Origin of the sequence: Horticoccus luteus, from assembly GCF_019464535.1 — a bacterium.
Taxonomy (GTDB): Bacteria; Verrucomicrobiota; Verrucomicrobiia; order Opitutales; family Opitutaceae; genus Horticoccus; species Horticoccus luteus.
The window spans coordinates 2,128,477-2,153,342 of sequence record NZ_CP080507.1 but is presented as its reverse complement, the minus strand read 5'-3'; the positions used below and the strand labels follow the sequence as shown (position 1 = coordinate 2,153,342).

At 62.7% G+C, this 24,866-nt stretch carries 19 protein-coding genes, 1 tRNA gene and 1 other RNA gene; 15 read left to right on the top strand and 6 right to left on the bottom strand.

Going from position 1 to position 24,866, the window contains the following annotated elements; all coding sequences use genetic code 11:
* Nucleotides 1-82 precede the first annotated feature (82 nt).
* The 4 genes from K0B96_RS09015 (at nucleotide 83) to K0B96_RS09000 (ending at nucleotide 4,288) form a co-directional block, all read left to right on the top strand.
* Nucleotides 83-589 carry an STAS domain-containing protein gene (locus K0B96_RS09015; protein ID WP_220166316.1) on the top strand — a complete coding sequence of 169 codons (507 nt, stop codon included), beginning with the start codon at nucleotides 83-85 and terminating at the stop codon, nucleotides 587-589.
* Nucleotides 590-670: 81 nt separating this feature from the next.
* A complete protein-coding gene (locus tag K0B96_RS09010; RefSeq protein WP_220166314.1) occupies nucleotides 671-2,107 on the top strand; it encodes a PP2C family protein-serine/threonine phosphatase in 1,437 nt (478 codons plus the stop codon).
* Between the two features lie 82 nt (nucleotides 2,108-2,189).
* Nucleotides 2,190-3,419, top strand: coding sequence for a tryptophan synthase subunit beta (trpB, locus tag K0B96_RS09005; protein ID WP_220166306.1), 1,230 nt, complete (start codon nucleotides 2,190-2,192; stop codon nucleotides 3,417-3,419).
* Entirely contained in the window at nucleotides 3,416-4,288 is an 873-nt protein-coding gene (locus K0B96_RS09000; protein WP_220166304.1) for a YicC/YloC family endoribonuclease, read from the top strand. Before trpB ends, K0B96_RS09000 begins: the two co-directional genes overlap by 4 nt.
* A gap of 63 nt (nucleotides 4,289-4,351) precedes the next feature.
* Here K0B96_RS09000 and lspA read toward each other — a convergent pair whose 3' ends face one another.
* The 3 genes from lspA to ileS all read right to left on the bottom strand — a co-directional run bounded on the left by lspA (nucleotide 4,352) and on the right by ileS (nucleotide 8,684).
* Nucleotides 4,352-4,825: a signal peptidase II gene (gene lspA, locus K0B96_RS08995; protein ID WP_255558915.1), complete on the bottom strand. Its 474-nt coding sequence runs from the start codon at nucleotides 4,823-4,825 to the stop codon at nucleotides 4,352-4,354.
* An 83-nt stretch (nucleotides 4,826-4,908) separates the two neighbouring features.
* Nucleotides 4,909-5,871: a TraR/DksA family transcriptional regulator gene (locus K0B96_RS08990; RefSeq protein WP_255558914.1), complete on the bottom strand. Its 963-nt coding sequence runs from the start codon at nucleotides 5,869-5,871 to the stop codon at nucleotides 4,909-4,911.
* Nucleotides 5,838-8,684, bottom strand: a complete 2,847-nt coding sequence (gene ileS, locus K0B96_RS08985) for an isoleucine--tRNA ligase (RefSeq protein WP_220166300.1) — start codon at nucleotides 8,682-8,684, stop codon at nucleotides 5,838-5,840. Before ileS ends, K0B96_RS08990 begins: the two co-directional genes overlap by 34 nt.
* A 143-nt stretch (nucleotides 8,685-8,827) precedes the next feature.
* Here ileS and ssrS point away from each other — a divergent pair.
* The 3 genes from ssrS to K0B96_RS08970 all read left to right on the top strand — a co-directional run bounded on the left by ssrS (nucleotide 8,828) and on the right by K0B96_RS08970 (nucleotide 11,558).
* Nucleotides 8,828-9,009, top strand: a non-coding RNA gene (gene ssrS, locus K0B96_RS08980) — 6S RNA.
* Nucleotides 9,010-9,019: 10 nt separating this feature from the next.
* Nucleotides 9,020-9,364: a hypothetical protein gene (locus K0B96_RS08975; protein ID WP_220166298.1), complete on the top strand. Its 345-nt coding sequence runs from the start codon at nucleotides 9,020-9,022 to the stop codon at nucleotides 9,362-9,364.
* 19 nt (nucleotides 9,365-9,383) lie between these two features.
* Nucleotides 9,384-11,558 carry a DNA polymerase domain-containing protein gene (locus tag K0B96_RS08970; protein WP_220166297.1) on the top strand — a complete coding sequence of 725 codons (2,175 nt, stop codon included), beginning with the start codon at nucleotides 9,384-9,386 and terminating at the stop codon, nucleotides 11,556-11,558.
* Between the two features lie 73 nt (nucleotides 11,559-11,631).
* On the opposite strand, the gene K0B96_RS08965 is transcribed toward K0B96_RS08970, so the two are convergent.
* Genes K0B96_RS08965 through K0B96_RS08955 form a run of 3 tightly spaced genes read right to left on the bottom strand, consistent with a single transcriptional unit; the run spans nucleotide 11,632 to nucleotide 14,903 of the window.
* Nucleotides 11,632-12,114 carry a hypothetical protein gene (locus tag K0B96_RS08965; RefSeq protein ID WP_220166295.1) on the bottom strand — a complete coding sequence of 161 codons (483 nt, stop codon included), beginning with the start codon at nucleotides 12,112-12,114 and terminating at the stop codon, nucleotides 11,632-11,634.
* 9 nt (nucleotides 12,115-12,123) lie between these two features.
* Nucleotides 12,124-12,654, bottom strand: coding sequence for a DUF5069 domain-containing protein (locus tag K0B96_RS08960; RefSeq protein WP_220166293.1), 531 nt, complete (start codon nucleotides 12,652-12,654; stop codon nucleotides 12,124-12,126).
* 11 nt (nucleotides 12,655-12,665) lie between these two features.
* Nucleotides 12,666-14,903 (bottom strand): ribonuclease R family protein, encoded by a 2,238-nt coding sequence (locus K0B96_RS08955; RefSeq protein ID WP_220166291.1) that lies wholly within the window; start codon nucleotides 14,901-14,903, stop codon nucleotides 12,666-12,668.
* Nucleotides 14,904-14,974: 71 nt separating this feature from the next.
* Between K0B96_RS08955 and glgA the strand changes: the two genes are divergently transcribed.
* The 8 genes from glgA (at nucleotide 14,975) to K0B96_RS08915 (ending at nucleotide 24,864) form a co-directional block, all read left to right on the top strand.
* Entirely contained in the window at nucleotides 14,975-16,417 is a 1,443-nt protein-coding gene (glgA, locus tag K0B96_RS08950) for a glycogen synthase GlgA (protein ID WP_220166290.1), read from the top strand.
* 15 nt (nucleotides 16,418-16,432) lie between these two features.
* Complete coding sequence (locus tag K0B96_RS08945) at nucleotides 16,433-17,893, top strand: cryptochrome/photolyase family protein (protein ID WP_220166288.1); 1,461 nt, start codon at nucleotides 16,433-16,435, stop codon at nucleotides 17,891-17,893.
* A 117-nt stretch (nucleotides 17,894-18,010) separates the two neighbouring features.
* Nucleotides 18,011-19,372 carry a TIGR01777 family oxidoreductase gene (locus K0B96_RS08940; protein ID WP_220166286.1) on the top strand — a complete coding sequence of 454 codons (1,362 nt, stop codon included), beginning with the start codon at nucleotides 18,011-18,013 and terminating at the stop codon, nucleotides 19,370-19,372.
* 80 nt (nucleotides 19,373-19,452) lie between these two features.
* The gene (ndk, locus tag K0B96_RS08935; protein WP_220166284.1) at nucleotides 19,453-19,872 is read left to right on the top strand and encodes a nucleoside-diphosphate kinase; all 420 of its coding nucleotides are present in this window, start codon (nucleotides 19,453-19,455) and stop codon (nucleotides 19,870-19,872) included.
* Between the two features lie 131 nt (nucleotides 19,873-20,003).
* Nucleotides 20,004-20,078 (top strand) — tRNA-Glu (locus K0B96_RS08930).
* 107 nt (nucleotides 20,079-20,185) lie between these two features.
* Nucleotides 20,186-20,677, top strand: a complete 492-nt coding sequence (locus K0B96_RS08925; RefSeq protein WP_220166282.1) for an SHOCT domain-containing protein — start codon at nucleotides 20,186-20,188, stop codon at nucleotides 20,675-20,677.
* 96 nt (nucleotides 20,678-20,773) lie between these two features.
* Nucleotides 20,774-24,238 (top strand): BPTD_3080 family restriction endonuclease, encoded by a 3,465-nt coding sequence (locus K0B96_RS08920; protein ID WP_220166280.1) that lies wholly within the window; start codon nucleotides 20,774-20,776, stop codon nucleotides 24,236-24,238.
* Complete coding sequence (locus tag K0B96_RS08915; protein WP_220166278.1) at nucleotides 24,235-24,864, top strand: hypothetical protein; 630 nt, start codon at nucleotides 24,235-24,237, stop codon at nucleotides 24,862-24,864. Before K0B96_RS08920 ends, K0B96_RS08915 begins: the two co-directional genes overlap by 4 nt.
* Nucleotides 24,865-24,866: the final 2 nt, after the last annotated feature.

Below are 24,866 nucleotides of genomic sequence, written 5' to 3'. Positions count from 1 at the left end.
GTAGGTCTCGACAGCCGAAGCGGTCGGCGCGATGGTCGCCGTCCGCTTTTGCGTTTTCATCGCGTTCGCCGATACTCCATCGATGCCCGACACTGGCAAACCTGTCTATCTGGTCGACGCTCACGCCGATCCGGTCGTCGTGCGCATCGAGGGACGAGCCTCGTTTCAAAACAGCGCCTGCCTGCGCGATTTTGTGACGGAAATGGTGCGGCAAGGCCGGCGGCGTTTCGTGTTGGACTTCCTGCATTGCACGAGCATGGACAGCACCTTTCTCGGCGTGCTGGCGGGCGCGGCACTGGAACTGCGGAAGCAACCCGACGCGAGTTTCGTGCTCGTGCGCCTCGGGCCGCGCAACCTGGAGTTGATTCGCAACCTCGGTTTGCACCGGCTCCTGACCGTCGACGCACCGGAAGGCGGCCTCAATTTCGACGATTGCGACCGCGCTCTCGCCTGCGGCGAGCGTTCGGAACTTGAGAACGCCCGCTTGGTGCTGGAAGCGCACGAAAACCTCGTGGCGGCCGACGAACACAACCGCGCGAAATTTCAGGACGTTTTAACGTTCCTCAAGAACCGCGTCGACGGACACTGACCGCTCGGCGGGCGCACGCGTAACCGGACGCGACATTCGGCCATTGCCGCCGGCGCGCGGCCGTGCCAAATCAACCCTTCCATGCTTCTGGTTTTTATCGGTATCTTGATCGGCGCAGTGCCTTTGCTGTGGTCGATGTATCGGGCCCGCCGCCAAACGGAGCGCATTGAAGAGGAAAAGCAGCAGGTGACGCAGGAACGCCAGCAGGTGGTGGATTTCATGCATCACATGGTCGAGGCGCTGGGCGAGGGATTGAGTCCGGCGGAGTTGCATCAGCGCGTGGTGCACGCCGCGATCCTATGCTCGGGCGCGTTGAGTGCGTGCCTCTTTGAACGCACGGAGGCCGGGCGCGTGCGCACGGCGGCGGTGGAAGGGTTGTTTCCTCCCCATCGGCCCCTTGACGTGACCGATCGGGCGAAGCTCGCGACGCGCGCGCGCTTCATCGAGCAGGTGCTGAGGGCGGAGACTTTTCCCGACAACGAAGGCATCGTCGGGGCGGTGATTCAGACGGGGCGGGGCCAGCTCGTTGCCGATGCAGCGGTGGATCCGCGCGTCGTGCGGCACGACGATCTGGCGCTCAAAGTGCGCTCGGTGATCGCGGTGCCGTTGCAGTTTCGCGACCGGTTTTTCGGCGTGCTTGCGGTGGCGAACTCGGCCGACGGAGAGCCGTTTACGGAAACGGATTTCTCATTGATGCAATCGCTGGCTGAGCAGGCGGCGCTCGCGTTGCACAACGCGGAGTTTCTGCACTACCAGATCGAGAAAAAGCAGCTGGATCTCGATCTCTCGCTCGCGAGCGGCATCCAGCAGATGTTGCTGCCGAGGGCGTTTCCCCAGATCGCGGGGCTGGAGGTCGACGCGCGCTACACGCCGGCACAGAAAGTGGGCGGCGACTTCTACGACTTGATCCCGCTCGACGCCCAGCGGCTCGGCGTGGCGGTCGCGGACGTATCGGGCAAGGGCATTCCTGCGTCGCTGTTGATGGCGATCTGCCGGACAAACCTGCGGCAGATCGCGCCGCGGCACATTTCGCCGGCGGCGGCGCTGGTGGAGTTGAACCGCACGCTGGGCGCGGAAGTGCTGCGCGGGATGTTCATCACGCTGGTGTATGCGGTCATCGATGCCGTTCAAAACGACGTGGTTTTCGCGCGCGCGGGACATGAGTTGCCGTTGCTTTGCCGGCGAGATGCCACTGGCGTGGCGCGCAGCGAATTCGTCGGCTCCGAAGGCATGCCGGTGGGCATGGTGCCGGACGAATTGTTTGCCGGGGTGATCGCGGATCGGCGCGAGTCGTTCCGCCCGGGTGATGTGTTCATGCTCTACACGGACGGGATCACGGAGGCGCCGAACCCGGAGCAAAAGGAGTTCGCGGCGCCGCGTCTGCTCGACGCCGTCAATGCGTTGCACACGCGCCCGGCCGCGGAAATCAACGATGGCTTGATCGAGATCGTGGCGCGTTTCACGGCCGGCGAGCCACAACGCGATGATCTCACCGTGGTGACGCTCCGACGGAGCTGACTCGCGCCGGGGCGGCGGAGGCGCGGCGCAACGCGAAAAGCGGTTTGCGTCGCATCGGGGAGAGACTCACGTTCGCCAGCCCATGTCCGCTGCTTCTTCCACGCCGCCTCTCGACCGTTTCTCGCTGCCCGATGCCGGGGGGCATTTCGGACGTTATGGCGGCACGTTTGTGCCGGAGACGTTGATGACGGCGTTGGCGGAATTAACCGCGGCTTATCTGGTCGCGCGCGACGATCCCGGCTTTCAAGCGGAGTTGCGGCACCATTTGAAGGAGTTCGCGGGGCGCCCCACCGAGCTCTACTTCGCCGAACGGCTGACGGCGCACGTCGGAGGCGCGAAAATCTATTTCAAGCGCGAGGATCTGCTGCACACCGGGGCGCACAAAATCAACAACGCGCTCGCGCAGGCGTTGCTCGCGCGACGCATGGGGAAAAAGCGGATCATCGCGGAAACGGGGGCGGGACAGCACGGTGTCGCGACGGCGAGCGTCTGCGCGAAGTTCGGCCTCGAATGCGTGATCTACATGGGCGCGCACGATATGGAGCGCCAGGCGTTGAACGTGTTTCGCATGCGACTGATGGGCGCCACGGTCGTGGGCGTCGAGGCGGGGCAGAAGACGTTGAAGGAAGCGATCAATGAAGCGATGCGCGACTGGGTGACGAATGTGCGGCACACGCACTATATTCTCGGCACCGCTTACGGCGCGCATCCGTATCCGATGATGGTGCGCGATTTTCATCGGGTGATTGGGCTCGAGGCCAAGGAGCAATTGCTCGCGCGCGAAGGCCGGCTGCCGGACGAAATGGTCGCGTGCGTCGGTGGAGGCAGCAATGCGATCGGGTTGTTCTTCGAATTTCTGGAGGATCCGGGCGTGCGATTGTTTGGCGTGGAAGCCGGTGGCAGAGGCATCAAGCGAGGGGAGCACGCCGCGCGTTTCGCCGGAGGCCGGCTGGGGGTGTTGCAAGGGTGCAAAACCTTTCTGCTGCAAGATGCGGAAGGACAGATCGAGCTGACGCACTCCGTTTCGGCGGGACTCGATTACGCCGCGGTGGGACCGGAGCACGCTTTCTATCGGGATCGCGGGCGGATCGAATTCGGCTACGCGACGGACGCGGAAGTGATGGAGGCGTTTCAACTGTGCTCGCGGCAGGAGGGCATCATCCCGGCGCTCGAGTCGACGCACGCCTTGGCGTTTGGCTTGAAGCGAGCGCGCGACCTCGGGCCGGATAAAGTCGTCGTGATCGGGCTTTCCGGCCGCGGCGATAAAGATGTGCAGCAGGTCGCCGCGTTGCTGGAGAAAACGAAGGCATGAACAGCATGACCGGATATGGCCGCGCAGCCGCCGCGGTGGAAAACAGCACGGTGACGGTGCAGGTCAGCGCCGTAAACCGCAAGACGCTGGATCTCACGGTCTCGCTGCCGGATGAGTGGGAGTCGCTGGAGCCGGACGTGATGCAGCGGGTGAGGAATTGTGCGACGCGGGGAAAAGTGCATGTCGATTTCGAAATAACCGGCGGCGGCAGTGCCAGCGAATGGGTATGGGACGAGACGGCGGCGCAGGCGGTGATCGAGCGCCTTGGCCGGTTCGCCGCGCAGCAGGGCGTGGCGTTTCAACCGTCCGCCGAGCTTTTGTGGCAGGTGGCCAATTCGCAGCGCCGCACCGCGCGTCTGCCGACCGTCGATGCCGCGCGACCGTTGTTGCTGGCGGCGCTGGAAGAGGCGTTGCGCGATTTTGTGGCGATGCGTGCGACGGAGGGCGAGACGTTGCTGGCAGACTTTGCGCAGCGGCTGGCGTTGCTGCGAGATCACGTGGAGGCGATTGCAGCGCGGGCGCCGGAAGTGCCGGTGAACTATCGCGACTTGCTCATGAAGCGGTTGCGCGACGCCGGGCTGGAACTGAATCTGGCGGACGAACGGGTGTTGAAGGAAATCGCGCTATTTGCCGATCGGTGCGACATCAGCGAGGAGATCACGCGTTTTCGCAGTCATGCGGATCAGTTCGCAGGGTTGCTCAAGTCACACGGCGAGATTGGGCGCAAAGCTGAATTTATTCTGCAGGAAATGGGTCGTGAAGTGCACACGATGGGCAGCAAAGCCAACGATCTCACGATCGCGCGTCACGTCATTGAACTGAAGAACGAGCTCGAGCGGATTCGCGAGCAGATCGCCAACGTCGAGTAGTCGCGCCTTCCAAGCTGCGCGGTGCCGAGCGGCAGGCGCGCCCGGCGCGGGGGCGGAACTCCTTCAGTCCGTCGTGCGGAACGAGTGCCAGAGGTAGAGCACGACGCCGATGCAGATACCAATATCGGCCACGTTGAACGTGGGATACACGTAGGTGCCAAAGTGGAAATCGAGGAAGTCGATGACGTGTTTGTGCCTCAAGCGATCGACGAGGTTGCCGGTGATGCCGCCACACAGCAGACCGAAGCAGACTTGCTGTGTGCGATCGCGGAGACCGAGCGCGCGCCGCCAGAAAAAGATGGCGACCAGCGTGGCGGCCGCGAGGAGGGCGAGGACCACGCTTTGGCCGGAGAACAAGCTCCACGCGGCTCCGGTGTTGCCGACGTGAACCAGATAGAAGAATCCGGAAACGACGGTGATGGCCGATCGGGGCCCGTAAGTCCCGAGCGGCAACGTGGACGCGATCCAGCTCTTGGTGAGTTGATCGGCCACGAAGACGCTTAACGCGACCAGCCACAGAACGCGGTAGCTGAGCACGCGCCGCCAACGTGGCACCGCCAACGCGGGCGCCTCAGCCGGAGGCGGCGTGGTGGGAACTGCGGGCGGCGTCGGGGTTGTGCTCAATCCTCGCCGCCGCCGTCGTCGTCGCGCATCTTGCTGCCTTCTTCGCCCAGCTCGCCGAGCAGGCCGGCCTGCGTGCGGGTGCGGTGGCGGTTGCGCTCAATATTTTTCTGCGCTTCCGCGGAGTAGCGGGTGAAGGGCACGGCGAGGAGGCGCTCCTTGGCAATGGGCTTCTGCGTGACTTCGCAAATGCCGTAGGTGCCCTCGCGGATGCGTTTGATGGCCGCATCGATTTCGGAAAGCGCTTCCTGTTCGCTGGACACCAGGCTGAGCGCGAAGTCGCGGTCAAAGGTGTCGGTGCCGGCGTCGGCCATGTGCTGGCCGTAGCTGGAAAGGTCTCCCGAATCCTCCTTGGCGGAGCGTTTAAGCGTCTCTTCCGAGTGCAGTTCGATGCCTTCGGTCAGGCTCTTCCGGAGATCAATCAGCAGGCGGTAGTAGCGGCGGAATTTCTCCGGCACTTCTTCGTCGGACAAGGTGGCCGGCGCGCTGCCTTTCTTCGGGTTGAAGCCCAGAATATCGCTCAGCGAGGCCGCTTTCACGTGATTGGGCTTGGCCGGTTTCGCCAGCGGAGCGGCGGCCGCGGCCTTCGCGGCGCTGGCCTTGGCGGTGACCTTTTCCGCAGCGCCCGTGTCGGCCTTGGGCACATTGGTCTTCGCGATGGCCCGCACTTCATCGAGGCTAAACGCGATTGGTTTCGCGGTTTTGCGGGCGAGAATGCTATCGCGCAGAACAGATTTCTTAGAGGGTTTTTCCATGGTTGAGGGACGTCGGGCCGGCTTGGCCGGCGGAGCGGCCGGACGGCGCTTGGCGGCGACCGGCTTTTTCGCGGGCTTGCGCACCTTGGGAGGTGTGCGGCGGGCTGCTTTCGTTTTGGCTTTGGCGGGGCGTTTTTTCTTAGCCATGGGGAGTCTGGGGGGTGAGGCTGGGTTTACGACGACAAGGCTCCGGCACAACGCGGACACACGGGACCGTGAGGACTGGATTCAAGAGAAGGCACCCAGCGCCAGCAGCGCGGGCAGCGATCATGGCCAAGCTCGCTGCTCGGGCGGACGGCAACGTCGGAAACGTCGCCGGCAGCGCGGGTGAGCGTGACATGGGACACGATGAAAAGTTCGGGGAGAAAGTCCCGATGATGCTCGAGCACGCGGTGCGTCTCGTCGGCGGGACCGGAAAGCGCGATGGCCGCATCCAATGACTTGCCCAAACGCCCGGCGGCGCGCAACGGCTCGATGGCTTCATTGACTTGGGCGCGCACGCGCAAGAGCGCGGCAAACTCCGCATCGAGGGCGGGATTGTGCCACTCTGTTGGCGCAACCGGCCAGTCCTCCAGGTGGATGGAATGATCGACGTATTCGGCGCCCGCCGTGGCGTAACTCCACGCTTCGTCAGCGGTGAAGGTCAACACGGGTGCGAGAATCTTCACGAGCGTGCGGAAGATGAGGTCGAGGGCCGTTTGCGAGGAACGGCGCAGGGGATGCGCGGCGCCGAGCGTGTAAAGGCGATCCTTCAGGATGTCGTGATACGTGGCTGAAAGTGTCACCGAACAGAACTGGTTGCAGAGCTGGTAGACGCGGTGGAATTCAAACGCGTCATAGGCTTTGGTGCACTCGGCGAGCAGCGTGGCCGTTTGATGAAGCGCCCAGCGGTCGAGCGCGTCCATGGCGGAGACCGGCACGGCGTGCTGCGCGGCGTCGAAGTCGAACAGGTTGGAAAGCTGGAAGCGGAACGTGTTACGGAAGAGGCGATACGCCTCGCCGACGTGCTTGAGGATTTCCTCATCAACCGGGATGTCGTCGCGAAAATCCTGCGAGGCGATCCACAGGCGGATAACGTCGGCGCCGTGATCCTTGATGTAGGCTTCGGCGGTCTGCGGCTTCTGGTAAGTGGAGCTCTTCGAAATCTTCTGCCGGTTTTTGTCGACGATGAAGCCGTGGGTGAGCACCGCCCGGTAGGGGGCGGCGCCCCAGTTGATCACGCTGCACCAAAGCGAAGATTGGAACCAGCCGCGGTGTTGATCGCTGCCCTCGAGATAAAGATCAGCGGGCCAGTGCGTGCCGCCTTGACCGCGCTTAAGGACCGCGGCCTGGGTGGAACCGGAATCGATCCAGACATCCAGCGTGTCGCGTCCGCAGACCAAGTCGGCGGGTGCGGGCCAGCCGGCGGGCAGGGCGACGCCGTCGAGGATTTCGGCGGCAGACGCGTCATACCAGAAATTGGTCCCGCGAACGGCGATCTTGTCGGCGACGGCCCGCGCCACAGCTGCGTCGAGAAACGCTTTTTTCTTCGCGTCGTAAAATGCCGGGATGGGCACTCCCCACGCGCGTTGGCGGCTGATGCACCAATCGGGGCGCGATTCCACCGCGCCGCGGATGCGAGCCTCGCCCCACGCGGGAATCCAGCCGTTGGCGGCGGCGATCTTGTCGATTTCGGCGAGGGCGAGAGCCCGATGGCCAGCTTGGTCGAGTGAGACAAACCACTGGTCCACCGCGCGAAATATGATCGGCGTCTTCGACCGCCAGCAATGGGGATAAGAGTGCGGGTAGCGTTGCTTGGCGAGCAGCGCGCCGGCGGCGTCCAGTTTTTTCAACACGCCGATGTTGGCGGGCGAGGTGCGTTTGGCGGCGAGATCGTCGACGCTCTCGAGCGTGGTCAGGCCGACCAGATCGGCGGGCACTTTGCCGTCGTCGAGATACCGACCGTCGTCGCCCACGGGGCAGTAAATTTCGAGTTTGTAGCGCAGACCGGTCTGATAGTCCTCCGCGCCGTGGCCCGGTGCGGTGTGCACGCAGCCGGTGCCGCTTTCCGTCGTGACGTAGTCGGCGAGCACGACCGGCGAAGCGCGGTCGATGAAGGGATGGCGTGTCGCGAGGTGCTCCAAGACGGCGCCTTTGACGGTGTGCACGACCGCGGGAGGCGTTTCCAGTTTGGCGGCGCTGGCGACGGCGCCCAGCAAAGCGCCCGCCACGAGGATGCGTTCGGCGCCGAGATCAGCAACGACGTAGTCCACGTCGGGGTGCACGGCGATCGCGAGGTTCGCGGGAATCGTCCAGGGAGTGGTCGTCCAGATGACGACGAACAGCGGTTTGTCCGCGGGCAGACCGAATTTCGCGGCTTCGGCGGCGGGGACGGCGAACTTTACCCAGATGGAAGGCGAGACGTGGTCCTTGTATTCGATTTCCGCTTCCGCGAGGGCGGTCTCAAAGGGGATGGACCAGTAAACGGGTTTCTTGCTGCGGTAAACGAGCCCTTGTTCAACGAAGGAGGCGAAGGTGCGCAGGACATCGGCTTCGAACGCGGGCGCCTTCGTCTTGTATTCATGCGCCCAGTCGGCGAGCACGCCGACGCGCTTGAATTGCGTGGTTTGTTTGGCGATCCAGCCTTCCGAAAATGCGTCGCACTTCGCCCGCAATTCGCCGGTGGAGAGCTGGAGTTTTTGCTCTTGGACTTCCCGCGAAACTTTTTGCTCGATGGGCAAGCCGTGGCAATCCCAGCCTGGGACGTAAGGCGTGCGGAAACCGCGCATGGACTTGTAGCGATTGACGAAGTCCTTGAGCGATTTGTTCAACGCCGTGCCGATGTGCACGTCGCCGTTGGTGAACGGAGGGCCGTCGTGCAAAACGTAAGCGGGGCGGCCGGCGCGGTTTTGCTGGATGCGGTTGTAAAGTCCGAGCTTGTCCCAATGCGCAATTCGCCCCGGCTCGCGTTGCACGAGATTTGCCCGCATGGGGAAATCCGTCTTCGGAAGCAACAGGGTGTCTTTGAGTTCTTGCGCCATCTAAAAGAAAAGCGCGAGAGGGTAGGTCGCCCGGAAGGTGAGTCAAGGGCCCGCGAGGGAAATCATGCAGGCCGCGGAAGGAAGCTGCAGCGAATTGCTGATTCGCGTTTGACGAGCAGGGGCGGAGACCTACCGTCGCTCCCGACACCCTGTAGTGTTCGAGGTGCTTTCAATAACTGCTCTTTGCCTTTGAATCATTACGGGAGCTGAAGCCGTCGCGGAAGATGCTAGGCCGTAAATCGGAAAGCAGACGCTGCGGGGGAAGCGCCCACCTTAACTCAAAAAGGTCTCGAGCCTTTGAGCATACGGCACAGGCGGGGTGTCACCTTTTTCTTATGGACCCAGTCTACTACCAAATCCTCCACCTGTTCTGCCTGTTTGTGCTCACGGCGCAGACCTTCATGGCGTTTGCGAATCCGCTCCCCGAAAACCGCAAGCGCACAATGATGATCACGGGCATCGCGGCATTGCTGGTGTTGGTGAGTGGATTCGGGATGATTGCGAAAGTTTACCACAACCATTTTGCGGGCTGGATGGTCGTGAAGCTCGTGTGCTGGGCCGGGTTGTCGGCGATGGCGGGCTTCGCTTACCGCCGGCCCCAATGGCGCGCCAAACTGGCATTCACAGCCCTTTTGCTGGTGCTGATCGCGCTGGTGATGGTGTATGTGAAGCCGTTCTGAGCGCGGAGAATCCGGCGCCATGGCCGCGTCGCTTTGTGGTGTCTGGGTCGACAGCGCCGGGCAGGTTCACCTCGCAGAAACGGCGGAAGAGGGCGGTCGCGTCGAGCGGCACGGCGCGTATGAACCATTTGCGTGGCTGCGGCCGGACGCGGCGGCGATTTCGGTGCCGGGCGTGCGCCTCGAGACGTTGAAGGGCGAAGGCGTTTTCACGCATCTGGCGCACGCGGAAAACACGCGGGCGTTTGCGGAACTGCTGAACGCCAACGCGTCTGCCAACGTGGATGCGTTGCGACCGGCGGAGAGCCAATATCTGCTGCAGACGCGAACGCGGTTGTTTGCCGACCTGACGTTCGCGCAGGTGCGACGGTGCCAGCTCGACATCGAAACGGCGTGCGCCGATCGCGGATTTCCCGACCCGGCGAAGCCGGCGGACCGCGTGCTGGCGATCGGACTGCGTTTTGGCGATCGCGAGCGGCTGCTGGTGTTGCGCGAGGAAACCGACGAAGCGGAACGGGCGCTGCTCGAGGAGCTCAACGCCGTGCTGGCCGAGGAAGATCCCGACGTGATCGAGGGGCACAACATCTTCAAATTCGACCTGAACTACCTGCGGGTGCGCGGCCGGCGCTTCAAGGTGCCGTGCGCGTGGGGACGGTTCGGGCAGCACGCCACCTTTCGCAACAGCCGATTGAAGGCGGCGGAGCGCTGGGTGGACTTTCCGCGGTGCGACCTGCCGGGGCGGGCCGTCGTCGACACGTTTCTGCTGGTGCAGCTTTACGACGTGAGCACGCGTGAGTTGACCGCCTTCGGACTCAAGGATGTAGCGATCTATTTCGGCATCACGGACGAGGACAGCGAACGCACTTACATCGACGGCGGCCGGATTCAGGACGCGTTTCGCGAGGATCGGGAAACGTTTCTCGCGTATTTGCGCGACGACTTGCGCGAGACGAAAGGCATCAGCGATTTGCTGTTGCCGACATATTTTGAGCAAACGCGCACGTTCCCGATTTTGCTTCAGGATGCGACGCTGCGCGGCACGACGGGAAAGATCGATCTGCTGTTTCTCGAGCAGTATTATCACGCGCGCCACGCGTGCCCGGCGCCGCCGGAAATCAAGCCATTCGAGGGCGGCTACACGCGCAGTTTTCAGGAGGGCGTCTTTCGTCACGTGCTCCATTTCGACGTGGCGTCGCTTTACCCGAGCCTGCTGCTCAGTTTCGGGCGGAACCCGCGCACGGATACGCTCGGCGTGTTCATTCCGCTGCTGCGTTCGCTGCGCGATTACCGGCTGCGCTACAAACTGCTCGCGCGCACGGCGCCGTCGGCGGAGGAGCGCGCGGAAGCGCAGGCGCGGCAGGCGAGTTTCAAGATCCTCATCAATTCATTTTACGGCTATCTCGGATTTTCCGGGGCGCGTTTCGGCGACGGCGAACTCGCGGCCGAGGTGACGAGAAGTGGACGCGAATTGCTGCAGCAGTTGATCGACGCATTTGCGGGTCATGGCTGCACGATTCTCGAGGCGGATACGGACGGGATTTATCTGTCGTCGGATCGCTATTTCGACGACCCCGACGCGTTGCTGGCCCTCGTGGTGCCGATCCTGCCGCCGGGAATCGAGCTGGAATACGACGGGAAATACGAGGCGATGTTCTGCTACAAAGCGAAGAACTACGCGCTCTATGATGGGAAACGCATCACGCTTCGCGGCAGCGCGCTGCGATCGCGGGGGATCGAGCCGTTTTTGAAGCAGCTCAATCAGCGTTTGATCCGGTTTCTCCTCGGCGCTTCGCAGGAATCGCCGCTGGTCTTGGCGGAGACGCTGCGAACACAATTGCAGGGTCGGGCGTTGCCGGTGGAGCAAATCGCGAAGACGGAGGGGCTCAGTCAGAACGCGGATGCTTACGAGCGCTTCGTGAGCGGAGGAGGAAAGCCGCGGCGCGCCGCCGCGGAAGCGGCGCTCTTAATGGATCCGCGGCCGCGGATGGGCGACCGCGTGACGTATTACATTACGGCGAAAATGCCGGGCCGCACGTCGGACTGGCAGCGGGCGCGGCCTCTCGCGCAACACGACGCGAGCGCGGCGCCCTACGATCCGGCGTATTATCTCAAAAAGCTCGATGACTGGATCGAGCGCTACGGGCCGTTTCTCGGCGTGAAACCGGCGCCCGTGCCTGAGCAGGGAGAATTGTTTTGAGCGCGCGCGGGCGGGCGGCGAACGCGATGCGGCTGGGCTGTCGGCGTAACCCGGACGAGCGTTCGAAACGGACTCAGCTCGACGATCCGCGTTGCTGCAGCCACATCGCAGTTTCGTCGTCGAGCGTGTCGCGGCCGAGTTGGTCGGCCAGGGCGTCGGCGTCGGGGGCGTAGGCCGGGAGTGCGGTGGGACTGGCGTAGTCGCGCTGAGCGCGCAACGTAAGGCGAAGCGCGTTGACGAGCGAACCGCGCGCGAGTGTCGGCTGATCGAGTTGCGTGTAGACGCCAGCGGCTTCGGCGCACAAGGCGGCGTAAAGCAGAATTTTGTCGCGGGCGACGTCGGTGGGTTCATCCCGCACGAGGAGCAGCACCTGCTGATCCGGGGTGAATTGGAAAAGCTGCTCGGAGGGGAGGTCGAACAAGCGCTCACAGCCGGCGACCACGGCTTCGAGCGCTTCTTGCGGCGAGTGCGCCTGGCGCTTCGCGAGCGCACGGCGGAAGAATTCGCCGGCCTCGTCGATCAAGCGAAGCACGTAGTCGCGGCGCGAGGTGAGCATGGAAGCGGTTTACGCGGACTGGGCGCGGCGCGCGACGACCCATTTGATGATCGAGGCGTCGTCGTTCTCATGGCGCCACACCAGCGAGAGAAATTCCGCCGGCAAGATGTCGTTGGCCTTGAGAAAGCGTCGATCACCGCCGCAGCAATACATCAACGAAGCGGGCAACTCGCCGCGGAGTTTGGCGCGCGCTTTCGGCAGGATGCGGAGCAGCCATTCGATGCCTTCGACCGTCTCCGTCTTTCCCGGCAGACTTTCCTCGTTGAGCGTGTTCTTCGAGGGCATGCCGCGCTGGACGTTGAGAAAATAATCCCGGCGCACGAGCTCGATGCCCAAGGCCTGGTCATAACCCGGTTCGTTGTAATTCGTCTGGTCCTCGGCGTAATCATACAGCGCCTGCGGGGCGATGCCGTTGGCGGCGAGGAACGCGCTTTCCTCGGTGGTGAAAAACGTGCCGGCTCCGCGCGTGCCCTTGGCGTAAAGGCCGACGGCCTTGTCGTAAAGAACGTGGAAGCGAGTGGTGAAATCGTAGTGTTTCATGCGGGTGATTTTTAACCGGCAGGAGCGAAATCGATCTGCCGACGGAACCGGTCGACCTTCTTCACGACGACGTCAAGTCGCGCGCCGAGCTCGAACTTTTGCTTGCGCCGGCGGCCGACGAGGGCGGTGCCGGCGGCGTTGAGGACGTAGGTGTCGTTGGGCAGGTTTTCCGCAGAAACAAAACCGAAGGTCATCGACTCCTCGAGTTCGACGAAGAAGCCGCGGCTGCGGACATCGGTGATGATCGCGGTGAGGCGCGTGGGCTCCTTGCGCTCGAGCTGGCGCTCGAAAAACTCGAGCAGCTTGATTTTCACGCTCTCGCGTTCGGCTTCCTGGCTGTTGGTTTCGGTGAGGCTGAGATGCTCGCCGATGCGTTGCATGGCGGCCTGATCGTAACCGAAACGGTATCCGGCGGGCTGCGGGTGGCCGGCGAATTTGATGAGGTAGTAATCGAAGACGCGGTGGACGACGAGATCGGCGTAGCGGCGAATCGGCGATGTGAAGTGGGTGTAGTCGCGTTTGTTCAGTCCGAAATGGCCGTCGGCGGTGGCGCGATACGCGGCTTTGCGGAGGCTGCGCAGCAATTGCGTGCGCAACGTGTAGCCTTGGGGATGGTCGCGGAGACGCACCAGCAGTTTGGTCAGTTCGTCGCGCTTCGTGAGGTCGCCGACGTGGAGATCGAAGGTGGCGAGCGTGTCGCGGTATTCGTTCAGTTTCTCAGGGTCGGGCTCGTCGTGGACGCGGTAGAGCGACGGCAGATGATGAACGCGCGTGACACGCGCGACCGCTTCGTTGGCGGCGAGCATGAATTCCTCGATGAGCTGGTGGCTTTCGTCGTGCTCGACGCGTTCGAGGCGGTCGGCGTAGCCCTGCTCGTCGACGAAGATTTTCGTCTCGGGCATGTCGAGGTCGAGTGCGCCGCCGGCCATGCGGTTGGTGCGGAGTTTGGAGGCGATGCTCCAGAGCTGGCGCACCCAGGTTTGCAGGTCGGCGAGCTCGGCGGGTTTCAAGCTGCGCAACGTGCGGCCGGTTGAGCCGGTCTGGTGTTTGGGCGGCACGGGCAGGGCGCGCACGCGCTCGAGATCGTTCTCGAACAGGAGGGCGTAGGCTTGTTTGTAGGTGAGGCGCTTGCGGCTGCGGATCGCGGTGTTGGCGAACGCGGTTTTCACGAGGCGGCCGTTTTTGGCGAAGGTGAGAAAGACCGCTTTCGTGAGGCGGATCTGGCCTTCGACGAGCGAACACAACCCGTTGGAAAGCTTTTCCGGCAGCATCGGAATCACCGTGCCCACGAGATACGTGGAGTTGCCGCGGCGCTGGGCTTCGCGATCGAGCGCGGTGCCGGGTTGCACGTAATGAGAAACGTCGGCGATGTGGATGCCGATGCGGGTTTCGCCGTTGTCGAGGGTTTCGACGGAGAGCGCGTCGTCAAAATCCTTGGCGTCGTCGGGATCGATGGTGAACGTCGGCACCTCGCGGTAATCGAGCCGGCCGACAAGTTCGCGCGGGTTCACGGTGGCGGGCAACGCGTCGGCTTCGCGCAGGACGTCGGCAGGGAAATCGGGATCGAGATCGTATTTCACGAACACGCCGAGGAGCTCGGCGCGCGGCTCGTGCGTGCGGCCGAGGCGGTCGACGATGGTGCCGGTGATGACGTCACGGCGGCGTTTCCACTCGTTGAGGCGCACGACGACTTTGTCGCCGGCGGCGGGGCGGGGCTGGACGTCGGACTTGGCTGGATCCTCGACGAGGACGTCGTGGACGAAACGCGGATCATCGGCGGCGACGAGCCAGTCGCGGCCGCTGCGCCCAAGATTGCCGACGATCGTGGCGCGATCACGCGAGATGACGCGCAGCACGCGACCGGCGGTTTCACCGGGGCGGCGGGTTTTCACGCCCTTCAGAATCGTGTAGGCGACGCGGTCGCCGTGAAACGCGACATCGGTGTCGTCGGGCGCGATCTGGATGGGATCCACCGGTGGCGTGCCGGAAGGCACGTCGGGGATGATGTAAGCGGAGCCGCCTTGGCGAAACATGAGGCGCCCGGCGTGTTCGGCGGTCGCGCGGGGAAGGCCGAGGCGGTCGCCTTGCACGCGGGCGAGCTGGCCGCTGGCGAGAAGGCGGCGCACCTCGAAGTTCAGCGTGGCGCGCTGTTTTTTATTGAGCCCGAGCTGACGCGAGAGGGCGAGTTCGTTGGCAGGTTGATAATCGGGCTCGCGGAGGCGGGCGAGGATACGGTCGCGAAGTTGCATAGAAGAGCTGCCGCGGGTCGGGGCGAGCTTTGGGATTGGCCTGAGGAAACGGCGTCGCATAAATTGTCGCGATGAAAATCGTCCATGTGGCCAGCGAATTGTTTCCCTACGTGAAAACGGGGGGGCTGGCCGATGCTGTCGCCTCGCTGGCGGGGACGCTCGCCGATCGCGGACATACGGTCACCGTGTTTCTGCCGGGTTATCGCGCGGTGCTGGAACACGGCCACGCCATCAACGCGGAGCGAAAATTCCGGCTCCGGATCGAGATGGGCGATGTGTTTTTGTCGGGTGAGGTGCGGGTGTTTTCGCCGCGGGCGAATTTGCAGGTGTTTCTGATTTGCCGGGATGAGTTCTTCGACCGGCGGGCGGCCTACGGCAACGGCGAGCGGGATTACGAGGACAACGCGGAGCGGTTCATCTTTTTCTGCAAGGGCGTGGTGGAGGCGTTGCGGTTGGAAAACATCGAGGCCGACATCGTGCATGCGCACGACTGGCAGGCGGCTTTGCTGCCGCTGATGTTGCGCGACGCCGAGCGCCGCCATGGCGTGACGCTGGCGATGAAGACGGTGTGCACCATCCACAACATCGCGTTCCAAGGGCTGTTCCCACGCAGCGTGTTTGCGCAGACGGGACTGCCGGATGAGCTCAACAACGTCGACGGCCTCGAATACTACGAGCAGATCAATTTTCTCAAGGGCGGCATACTGTTCAGCGACCGGGTGACGACCGTGAGTCCGCGCTACGCGCAGGAAATCCAGACACCGGAATTCGGCTGCGGACTCGATGGCGTCGTGCAGACACGCGCGGACGATCTGGTGGGCTTGCTCAACGGCGTGGACTCGGCGGTGTGGAATCCGGCGACCGATGCGCTGCTGCCGGCACGATTCACCGCCTCAAATTTGCGCGGGAAGGAAACGTGCCGGGCGGAGTTGCTCAAGCGGTGCGGGTTCGATCCGGCGTTCAACGGACCGATCTTCGGCATGGTGTGCCGGCTTACGGAGCAAAAGGGCGTGGATCTCGTGTTGGAGAATCGGGATTTCTTCCTCACGGAGACCTGCGGTCTCGTCGTGCTTGGTTCCGGCGACAAGCGGATGGAGGCGGAACTGCGCACGCTGGCGAGCCGGGCGCCGGATAAGATCACGCTCTGCGCCAAGCTCGATGAGGCCATGAGCCATTTGATCGAGGCGGGGGCGGATTTTTTTGTCATGCCGTCACTCTTCGAGCCGTGCGGGTTGAACCAGATGTATTCCCAGGTATATGGCACGATCCCGCTGACAAGCCGCGTGGGTGGTCTCGTGGACACGGTGATCGATATCGACGCCGAGCCGGAGCGCGGCACGGGCATCACATTTGCGCCGACGGCGAAAGGGCTGCGCGGCGGATTGATGCGTGCGATCGAACTTCACGCGCGCAAAGACGACTACACCGCGGTGCAGCGGCGCGGCATGGCGCGCGACTTCAGTTGGAACACAGCGGCCGCCGCTTACGAGAAGCTGTATCGTGACGCGATTTGAGGGCGGCGCGCACGGATGACGCCGACGCTTCTCTGGTTTCGACGGGATCTGCGTTTGCAGGACAACCCGGCGTTGATGGAGGCAATCGCGCGCGGCGGGGCGATCGTGCCGGTATTCATTCAAGAAGCCGCGGGCGAGGACCAGTGGAGCGAAGGGGCGGCGTCAAGTTGGTGGCGGCATCGCGCGCTGGCGCGGCTCGATGAGGCGTTGCGTGCGCGCGGATCGCGGCTCGTGCTCGCGCGCGGGGACGCAGCGAGCGTGTTGCGCGAATTGATCGAGGCCACCGGAGCGGAGGCGGTGTATTGGAATCGCCGTTATGAGCCGGCGCAGGTGGCGACGGATCGGGCGGTCAAGGCCGGGTTGCGGGCGGCGGGCGTGGAGGTGCAGAGCTTTAACAGCGCGTTGTTGTTCGAGCCGCAATCGATCGCGAACAAACAGGGTAAACCGTTTCAGGTGTTCACGCCGTATTGGCGTCATTGTCTGGCGCTGCCGATCGCCGAGCCGGTGCGTTGCGCGGCGACGGCGCTGCCGGCACCGGCCAGCTGGCCGCGATCGCTCGCGCTGGACGAGCTAGGGTTGCAGCCGACGATTCCGTGGGACGGCGGATTGCGCGAGAACTGGGAACCGGGTGAAGGCGGCGCGATGGCGCGGCTGAAGGCGTTCGTGCGGGAGGGAATTGAGGGTTACGCGGAAGACCGCAACCGGCCGGACCACGCGGGCACGTCGCGTCTTTCGCCGTGGCTGCACCATGGGGAGATCGGTCCGCGGCAAATATGGTCGGCGGTGAAGGCGATCGGGCGGGAGAGCGGCGTATTTCCGCCGCACAATGGCGCCCGCGTTTTTCTGAGCGAGATCGGGTGGCGCGAGTTTGCATATCATCTGTTATTTCATTTTCCGCGCACGCCGGAGCAACCGTTGCGGGAGGAGTTCGCGCGGTTTCCGTGGGCAGAGGATCGCGGCGGGACAAAGCTCGCGGCGTGGCAGCGCGGACGCACCGGTTATCCGATCGTGGACGCGGGTCTGCGGGAGCTGTGGCACACCGGTTGGATGCACAATCGCGTGCGGATGATCGTGGCGTCGTTTCTCGTGAAGCACCAGCGGTTGCCGTGGCAACGCGGAGCGAAGTGGTTTTGGGACACGCTCGTGGACGCGGACCTCGCGAGCAACACGCTCGGTTGGCAGTGGTCGGCGGGCTGCGGCGCGGACGCGGCCCCGTATTTCCGGATATTCGCACCGGTGTTGCAGGGACGGAAATTCGATCCAGCCGGAGACTATGTTCGGCGGTGGGTGCCGGAGCTGGCGCGGATTCCGGTCGAGCACATCCATGCGCCGTGGGAAGCGCCGCCAGCAATCTTGGCGCGTGCCGGGGTAACGCTCGGCGAGAATTATCCGCGGCCGATCGTGGACCATGCACAGGCAAGGGCGGAGGCGCTGGCGGCGTTCAAAGAGCTGCGGCGCGGCAACGGGCCGGCATAGCGACCGCACGGAGAAACGCGCTGAATTCGAGTAACGCGACACTCGTAGACGACGGCGGCGCTTGCGCGACGAAGGCGCTTCGCCGACGGTGGGCGGGTGAGCGAACGCACTTTCTCGATGACCAGTCGGATCGCTCGTCCGGCGAACGAGGTGTTCGCGTGGCACGAACGTCCGGGAGCGTTTGAGCGGCTGCAGCCGCCGTGGGAACGTGTTGAGTTGGTGCGTGCGACGGGCGGCATCCGTGACGGCGCGCAGGTGGAGGTGCGGACGAAGATCGGGCCGTTTTCCTCGACGTGGCTGGTCGAACATCGTGGCTACCGCGCGGGCCGGGAGTTTCGCGATGTGATGCTGCGCGGGCCGTTTTCTGCGTGGGAGCACGTGCATTTGATCGAGCCTGATGGCGAGGCGGCGTGCCGGCTGACGGATCGCATCACCTATCGTTTGCCGGGCGGATTCGCTGGCGAGGCGGCGGACGGAATGGTTCGCCGACGATTGGAGCGGATGTTTCGCCATCGGCACACGATCACCCGCACTGACCTGGAGGTCGTCTCACCGATGACGGCCGGGCGGCGCTGGCGGGTATTGGTCTCCGGCGCGTCGGGTCTCGTCGGCGGGCAGCTTGGGCCGTTGTTGCAAACCCAAGGTCACACGGTGGTGCAGTTGGTGCGGCGTCGGGCAAAAAATGGCGATGACGTGGAATGGAATCCGGCACTCGGGAAAATCGATGCTGCGGCGCTGGAGGGCATCGACGCGGTCGTGCATTTGGCGGGTGAAAACGTTGGCGCGGGACGATGGACCGCGCAGCGCAAGGCGGCCATTTTGAGCAGCCGCGTCGAGGGCACGCGGTTGTTGGTCGATGCCTGCCGCGGGCTCGCGAAACCGCCGCGGGTTTGGATCGGGGCGTCCGCCGTCGGCATCTACGGCGATCGCGGCGATGAAGTCTTGGCGGAGGATAGTGCAACGGGGAGCGGATTTCTCGCGGACGTGTGTTGGGCATGGGAACGGGAAACGTTCAAAGCGGCGGAATTCGGCGCGCGCGTGGCGGCGTTGCGTTTCGGGGTCGTGCTCACGCCCGCGGGCGGGGCGCTGGCGCGGATGTTGCCGCTGTTTCGCGTCGGGCTGGGCGGGCCGATCGGAGATGGGCGGCAATGGATGAGTTGGATTTCCATCGAGGATGTGGTCGGTGCGATCTACCACGCGCTCGCGCGGGACAACGTGACCGGAGTGCTGAACACGGTGGCGCCCGAGGCGGTAAGGAACGGGGATTTCGCGCGCGTGCTCGGCCGGGTGTTGCATCGGCCGGCGGTGCTGCGCGCACCGACGTGGGCGTTGACGGCGATTTTCGGAGAGATGGCGCGCGAGACCGTCCTCGCCGGGCAACGCGCGCAGCCGGACGGCTTGCGCGGGAGCGGTTATGCGTTTCGACATCCGAGCTTGGAAACGGCGTTGCGGGCGGTGCTCGGACGGGAAAACGGCTGAGCGGTGGAGCGGTCGAGGGGCGCAGTGAGGCAGAAATCTAGGCTTTCCAAGCAGGCGGGCGCCCGTAGCGTGATTCTTTTATGCAGAAAACTCTGGTGATTTTTAAACCTGATTGCATGGCGCAACGGCACGTCGGTGACGTGTTGAGCCGCTTCGAACATGCCGGATTTTCGGTGATCGGCTGCAAGATGATCCGCCTCACCTCCGCGTTGCTGCGCGACCATTACGCGCACGTGGCGGACAAGCCGTTTTATCCTGAAATCGAGAACTTCATGAGCTCGCGCCCGGTGATCGTAGCCGCGCTGGCCGGCGAAGGCATCGTGCAGAAAGTGCGCGATCTGCTCGGACCGACGGACTCGCGCAAAGCTGCGAAAGGAACGATTCGTGGGGATTTCGGCACGGACATGATGGTGAATGTCGTGCACGCCTCGGACAGCGAAGAGAACGGTAAGACGGAAATCGCCCGCTTTTTCAAAGCGGACGAAATTTTCGCCGAGTAAGCGCTGTCCATGCGGAGCGGACGCGCGCCGGTGAGCGACGTCCGCTCGAGGCGGGAAAGGAGATGGAGCGGAAGGGAAACTCGCTTGACGCGACGGGCGGGTTCGTGGCTTTGTGGCCCCTCGCAATTTTTGCCCTCATCGTCTAGCGGCTAGGACGGAGCCCTCTCAAGGCTCAAACCGGGGTTCGATTCCCCGTGAGGGCGCCATTTCCATAGGAGAGGCTTTTCTAGGGAACGGAAAGGGAACACGAGAGCGGTGTTTAAGCGCGGAATCGGGCGTTGCGGCCGCAGGTTCTAAGCCGCATTCAGCAGGCATGCCCCGCGGTTTTCTGGCCCTTTGGACCCTGGCTCTTGGACTGGCTTTTTCCGGCTGCGCGACCTCCTCGCCAATCCAGCGTTACGCGGAAAGCGAATCGAGCTTCAGCAATCCACCGGAGCTCATCAGGAACAGTTATCCCGCGAGAGATGTTTACCGGGTATACCATCGCGCCGCGACGGGGTTCGTGTCAGTCCAGTCGATTCGCGCCGCCGCAGAGCAACGGATCACCGATTTCGCCAGCCGGCAGGGCAAGTCGTTCGTCGTCCTGGGCGAGCGAATTTCGCAGCCGCCTTACATCTTAGGCAATTTCCCGCGAATCGAGATCGTGTTCGCGCTCATCGATAAGAATCAGCTCGTGGTGACCGAAGGGGATCCTGCTGCCGACAAATACGCGGAGATCGAACGGCTTAAGAAGCTGCTGGATAGCGGTGCGCTCACGCCGGAGGAGTTTGCGGCAGAAAAGGCGAAAGTTTTGGCGCGACCGTGATCGTCAGCCCTCAATCGGCAAAGATAACAACATAACGCGAGTTGCGCTTTTCTCGGCGGGCGTCACAACGGGTCCCGCGAGCTCCAGCCCCGCGCGATGTCGAACCCATTCTTCGAGCACCCGATCCTCAACTCTCCGTATGAAACTCCCGCTCGGCATTGGGAGCTGGATAAACAGGGGCAGCCCACGCAGCGGATCGTCGAGACGAGACGACGGGCTGAGTTCATCACGCCAATCCCCAAGCCTAAGAAGCGGAGGGCGTCGTCGGCTGCTCAAGACGACATCGTTTTCGACGAGGGCAAAGGCGTTTCGACCGCGAAGCAGCAGTATGACCCCACGTCGGTCATTAATGAGATTCGCATCCACGTCGACCAGTGGCGCGGGTTGCCGGTCAATCTTTGGCAAGTCACTCCGGAAACGGCCCGCCTCCTCCAGCACTGGAGAAGTCACAAGTTCAGCGGTGTCCGCCCATTTTTCTGCCAGGTTGAAGCCGTCGAGACCGCCATTTGGCTGAGCGAAGTCGCCCCGCATACTGCTGCTGGGAAGCGCATCCTGGAGCTACTTTCAGCCGCCATTCGCGAGGCGAATCCCGAGCTGATGCGCGTCGCGCTCAAGCTGGCGACCGGTGCCGGCAAGACGACGGTCATGGCAATGATCATCGCCTGGCAGACGATCAACGCTGTCCGGCGACCGAGCAGAAGAAACTTCTCTCGCGGCTTTCTCGTCGTCGCCCCTGGGCTGACAATCAAAGACCGATTGCGCGTGCTTCAACCGCATGACCCCGACAGTTACTACGCGCAACGTGAGTTGGTGCCGCAAGACATGCTGGAGGACCTCCAGCGAGCGAAGATCGTTATCACCAACTTTCACGCCTTCAAACTGCGCGAGCGTGTCGAACTCTCCGCGGGCGGGCGGGCCCTCCTTCAGGGGCGCGGGGGCGAGGAACTGAACACCCTCGAAACTGAAGGGCAGATGATTCAGCGCGTCATGCCCGACCTCATGGGCCTGAAGAATATCTTGGTTCTGAACGACGAGGCGCATCATTGTTACCGCGAAAAGCCACCGGAGGAAGACGACGAGGTTTTGAGGGGTGACGATAGGCAGGAAGCCGAGAAGAACAACGAAGCCGCACGCCTTTGGATTTCCGGCCTCGAAGCCGTAAATCGCAAGTTGGGCGTCCTCCGCGTGGTCGACCTTTCTGCGACGCCGTTCTTCTTGCGCGGGTCTGGCTATGCCGAGGGCACGATGTTCCATTGGACCGTGAGCGACTTCTCGCTCATGGACGCCATCGAGTGCGGCATCGTGAAGCTTCCACGCGTGCCCGTGGCGGAGAACATTGCCGGCAAAGACATGCCGATGTTCCGCGATCTCTGGGAGAACATCCGTAAGGACATGCCGAAGAAAGGGCGCGGATCAGACCAAGAACTCGATCCACTCTCGCTGCCCACGAAGCTACAAACCGCCATCGAAGCGCTCTACGGACACTACGAGAAGACCTTTGAGCTTTGGCGCGCCAACGGGATCAGGGTGCCTCCCTGCTTTATCATCGTCTGCCAAAACACAGCTATCTCAAAGCTGGTTTACGATTTTGTGAGCGGCTTCTACCGCAAGAACCCTGACGGCACTCAAACGCTCGTCCAAGGACGTGCTCCGCTCTTTCGTAACTTCGATGACGTGACCGGCAATCCCTTGGCTCGTCCGAACACACTGTTGATCGATAGCGAGCAGCTCGAAGCAGGGGATGCCCTGGACGATAATTTCCGCGCAATGGCCGCGGATGAGTTGGAACGGTTCCGCCGCGAGATCGTTGAGCGCACCGGCGATCTCCGAGCCGGCGAAAACCTCGCGGACAATGAGATCTTGCGCGAGGTGATGAACACTGTGGGCAAGTATGGCACCCTCGGCGAACAGATCCGCTGTGTTGTGTCGGTCTCGATGCTCACGGAAGGATGGGACGCCAACACCGTCACTCACGTGCTCGGTATTCGCGCCTTTGGCACTCAGCTCCTCTGCGAGCAGGTTATTGGTCGCGCTCTCCGTCGCCAGTCCTACGAGTTGAACGAAGAGGGCCTGTTCAACGTCGAGTATGCCGACATCTTCGGTATCCCATTTGATTTCACGGCCAAGCCGGTTGTTGCGCCACCACAGCCACCGCGTGAAACAGTCGTCGTCAAAGCGGTTCGTCCCGATCGTGACGCGCTCGAAATCCGCTTCCCCCGTGTCGTCGGCTACCGGGTTGATTTGCCCGAGGAGCACCTCGCTGCTGACTTCAACGACGACTCAGTCCTCGAACTCACGCCGGACCTCGTGGGCCCGAGCATCAATCAGAATTCGGGCATTATTGGCGAGTCGGTGAACATGACGCTGGAGCACTTGGAGAAGGAGCGGCCATCGACGGTCCTCTTCAACCTGACCAAGCATCTCCTCTACACGAAATTTCGTGATCCCGGGGCCGAACCTGAACTTCATCTGTTCGGCCAACTCAAGCGCATCGCCAAGCAGTGGCTCGACACCTGCCTCGTCTGCAAGGGCGGCACCTACCCCGCGCAGCTCATGTATCAGCAGCTCGCCAACATGGCGTGCGAACGCATTGCGGCTGGCATCACCCGCCATTTCCTCGGCGAGCGGCCGATCAAGGCAATCCTCGATCCGTATAACCCCGTCGGCTCGACCTCCTACGTCCGCTTCAATACCTCTCGCCCCGATCGCTGGGAGACGCGCGCTGATCGCTGTCATGTGAACTGGGTTGTGCTCGATAGTGATTGGGAAGCCGAGTTCTGCCGCGTCGCTGAATCGCATCCTCGGGTTCGGGCCTACGTGAAGAATCACAACCTCGGTTTGGAAGTGCCATATCGGTTCGGTTCCGAAATGCGAAAATACCTTCCGGACTTCGTTGTGCTGGTCGACGACGGCAAACCGCCACGAGCCGACGGATCCCCCGACTTCCTGCACCTTGTAGTCGAGATCAAAGGTTACCGCCGGGAGGACGCGAAGGAGAAGAAGTCCACGATCGAGACCTATTGGGTTCCCGGTGTAAACCATCTCGGGAAACATGGACGTTGGGCCTTCGCCGAGTTCACAGAAATCTACCAAATCGAAGCTAACTTTGCCGCAAAGGTGAGAAATGCGTTCGAAGAGATGATTGCAGCGGTCGCGGGTGCATCAAAGTCACCGCGCGGAAATCCTGCGGTGGAGTTCATTCATGCGCATTGCGGTGGGCTCCCGACATTGATCCAGATCGGTAACTCCATTTGGGAGAAAGCAGCCGGAAGCAATGGTCGGATTAGTCTTGGCGACGTGGTTGATCTAGCTAAGCACGGCGGCTCGCGGCTAGACGATGTGCTTGCCACGTTGGGCATCCTTGCATCGCCCACTGCGGGCGTTCTTCAGATGGAATTTCGTTCTGCCGGCCAGGATGAGGTGATCGCGTCTGATCAGTTTGCGGCGAAGCTTCGGCAATGGTGGCGCCAGAAAGAGATATCCGACACCGAATGGGCGCAATGGGCTTCGGGCGTTAACGTCAGTTGGACGACGCGTTCGGGAGTGAATTTCACATCATGAGTCCCCCTATTGATAGCGCCGCACGCCTTGTGGAACTCATCAGGCGCAAAGCTCCAGAATACCTGGACTTATTGACCGCGAGCACGGACGAAGAGTTTGACGCGGCGTTCGAGGCATTGCTCGGTCCAGCGATTGCTCATCTCGAAACAAACAAGCTGAACTACATGGAACTTGATGAAGAGGGACTTTCCGCCGTGCTTTGCGCAAGTCTTTCGATTCCCGGTCTAGCCGTATCGCAAGAGAAGCATTCCAACGGACACGTCGACTTGACCATCGAAGCGGAGCACTGCGTGCCGGTTCGTCGGAAGCTTGGAGAGGCGAAAATCTACAATGGCCCCGTTTATCACATTGGGGGACTCGTTCAGCTACTACAGCGCTATGCAACCGGCCGCGAAGGTCGTGGGATTCTGATCGCCTATGTTCGAAAGAAGAACATCGCCGGGCTACTTGCCAAGATTCGCGAGCAAATGAATGCAGAGCTCCCCTGTGACCAGCAGGGCGAAACTACTGACCATCTGCATAAGTGGTCATTTCTCTCCAAGCACGCCCACCACTCAGGCGTGCACCTTCAGGTGAGTCACGTTGGTTGCAACCTTTTCGTCGAGCGCGGCTCGTCCACAACTTAGTC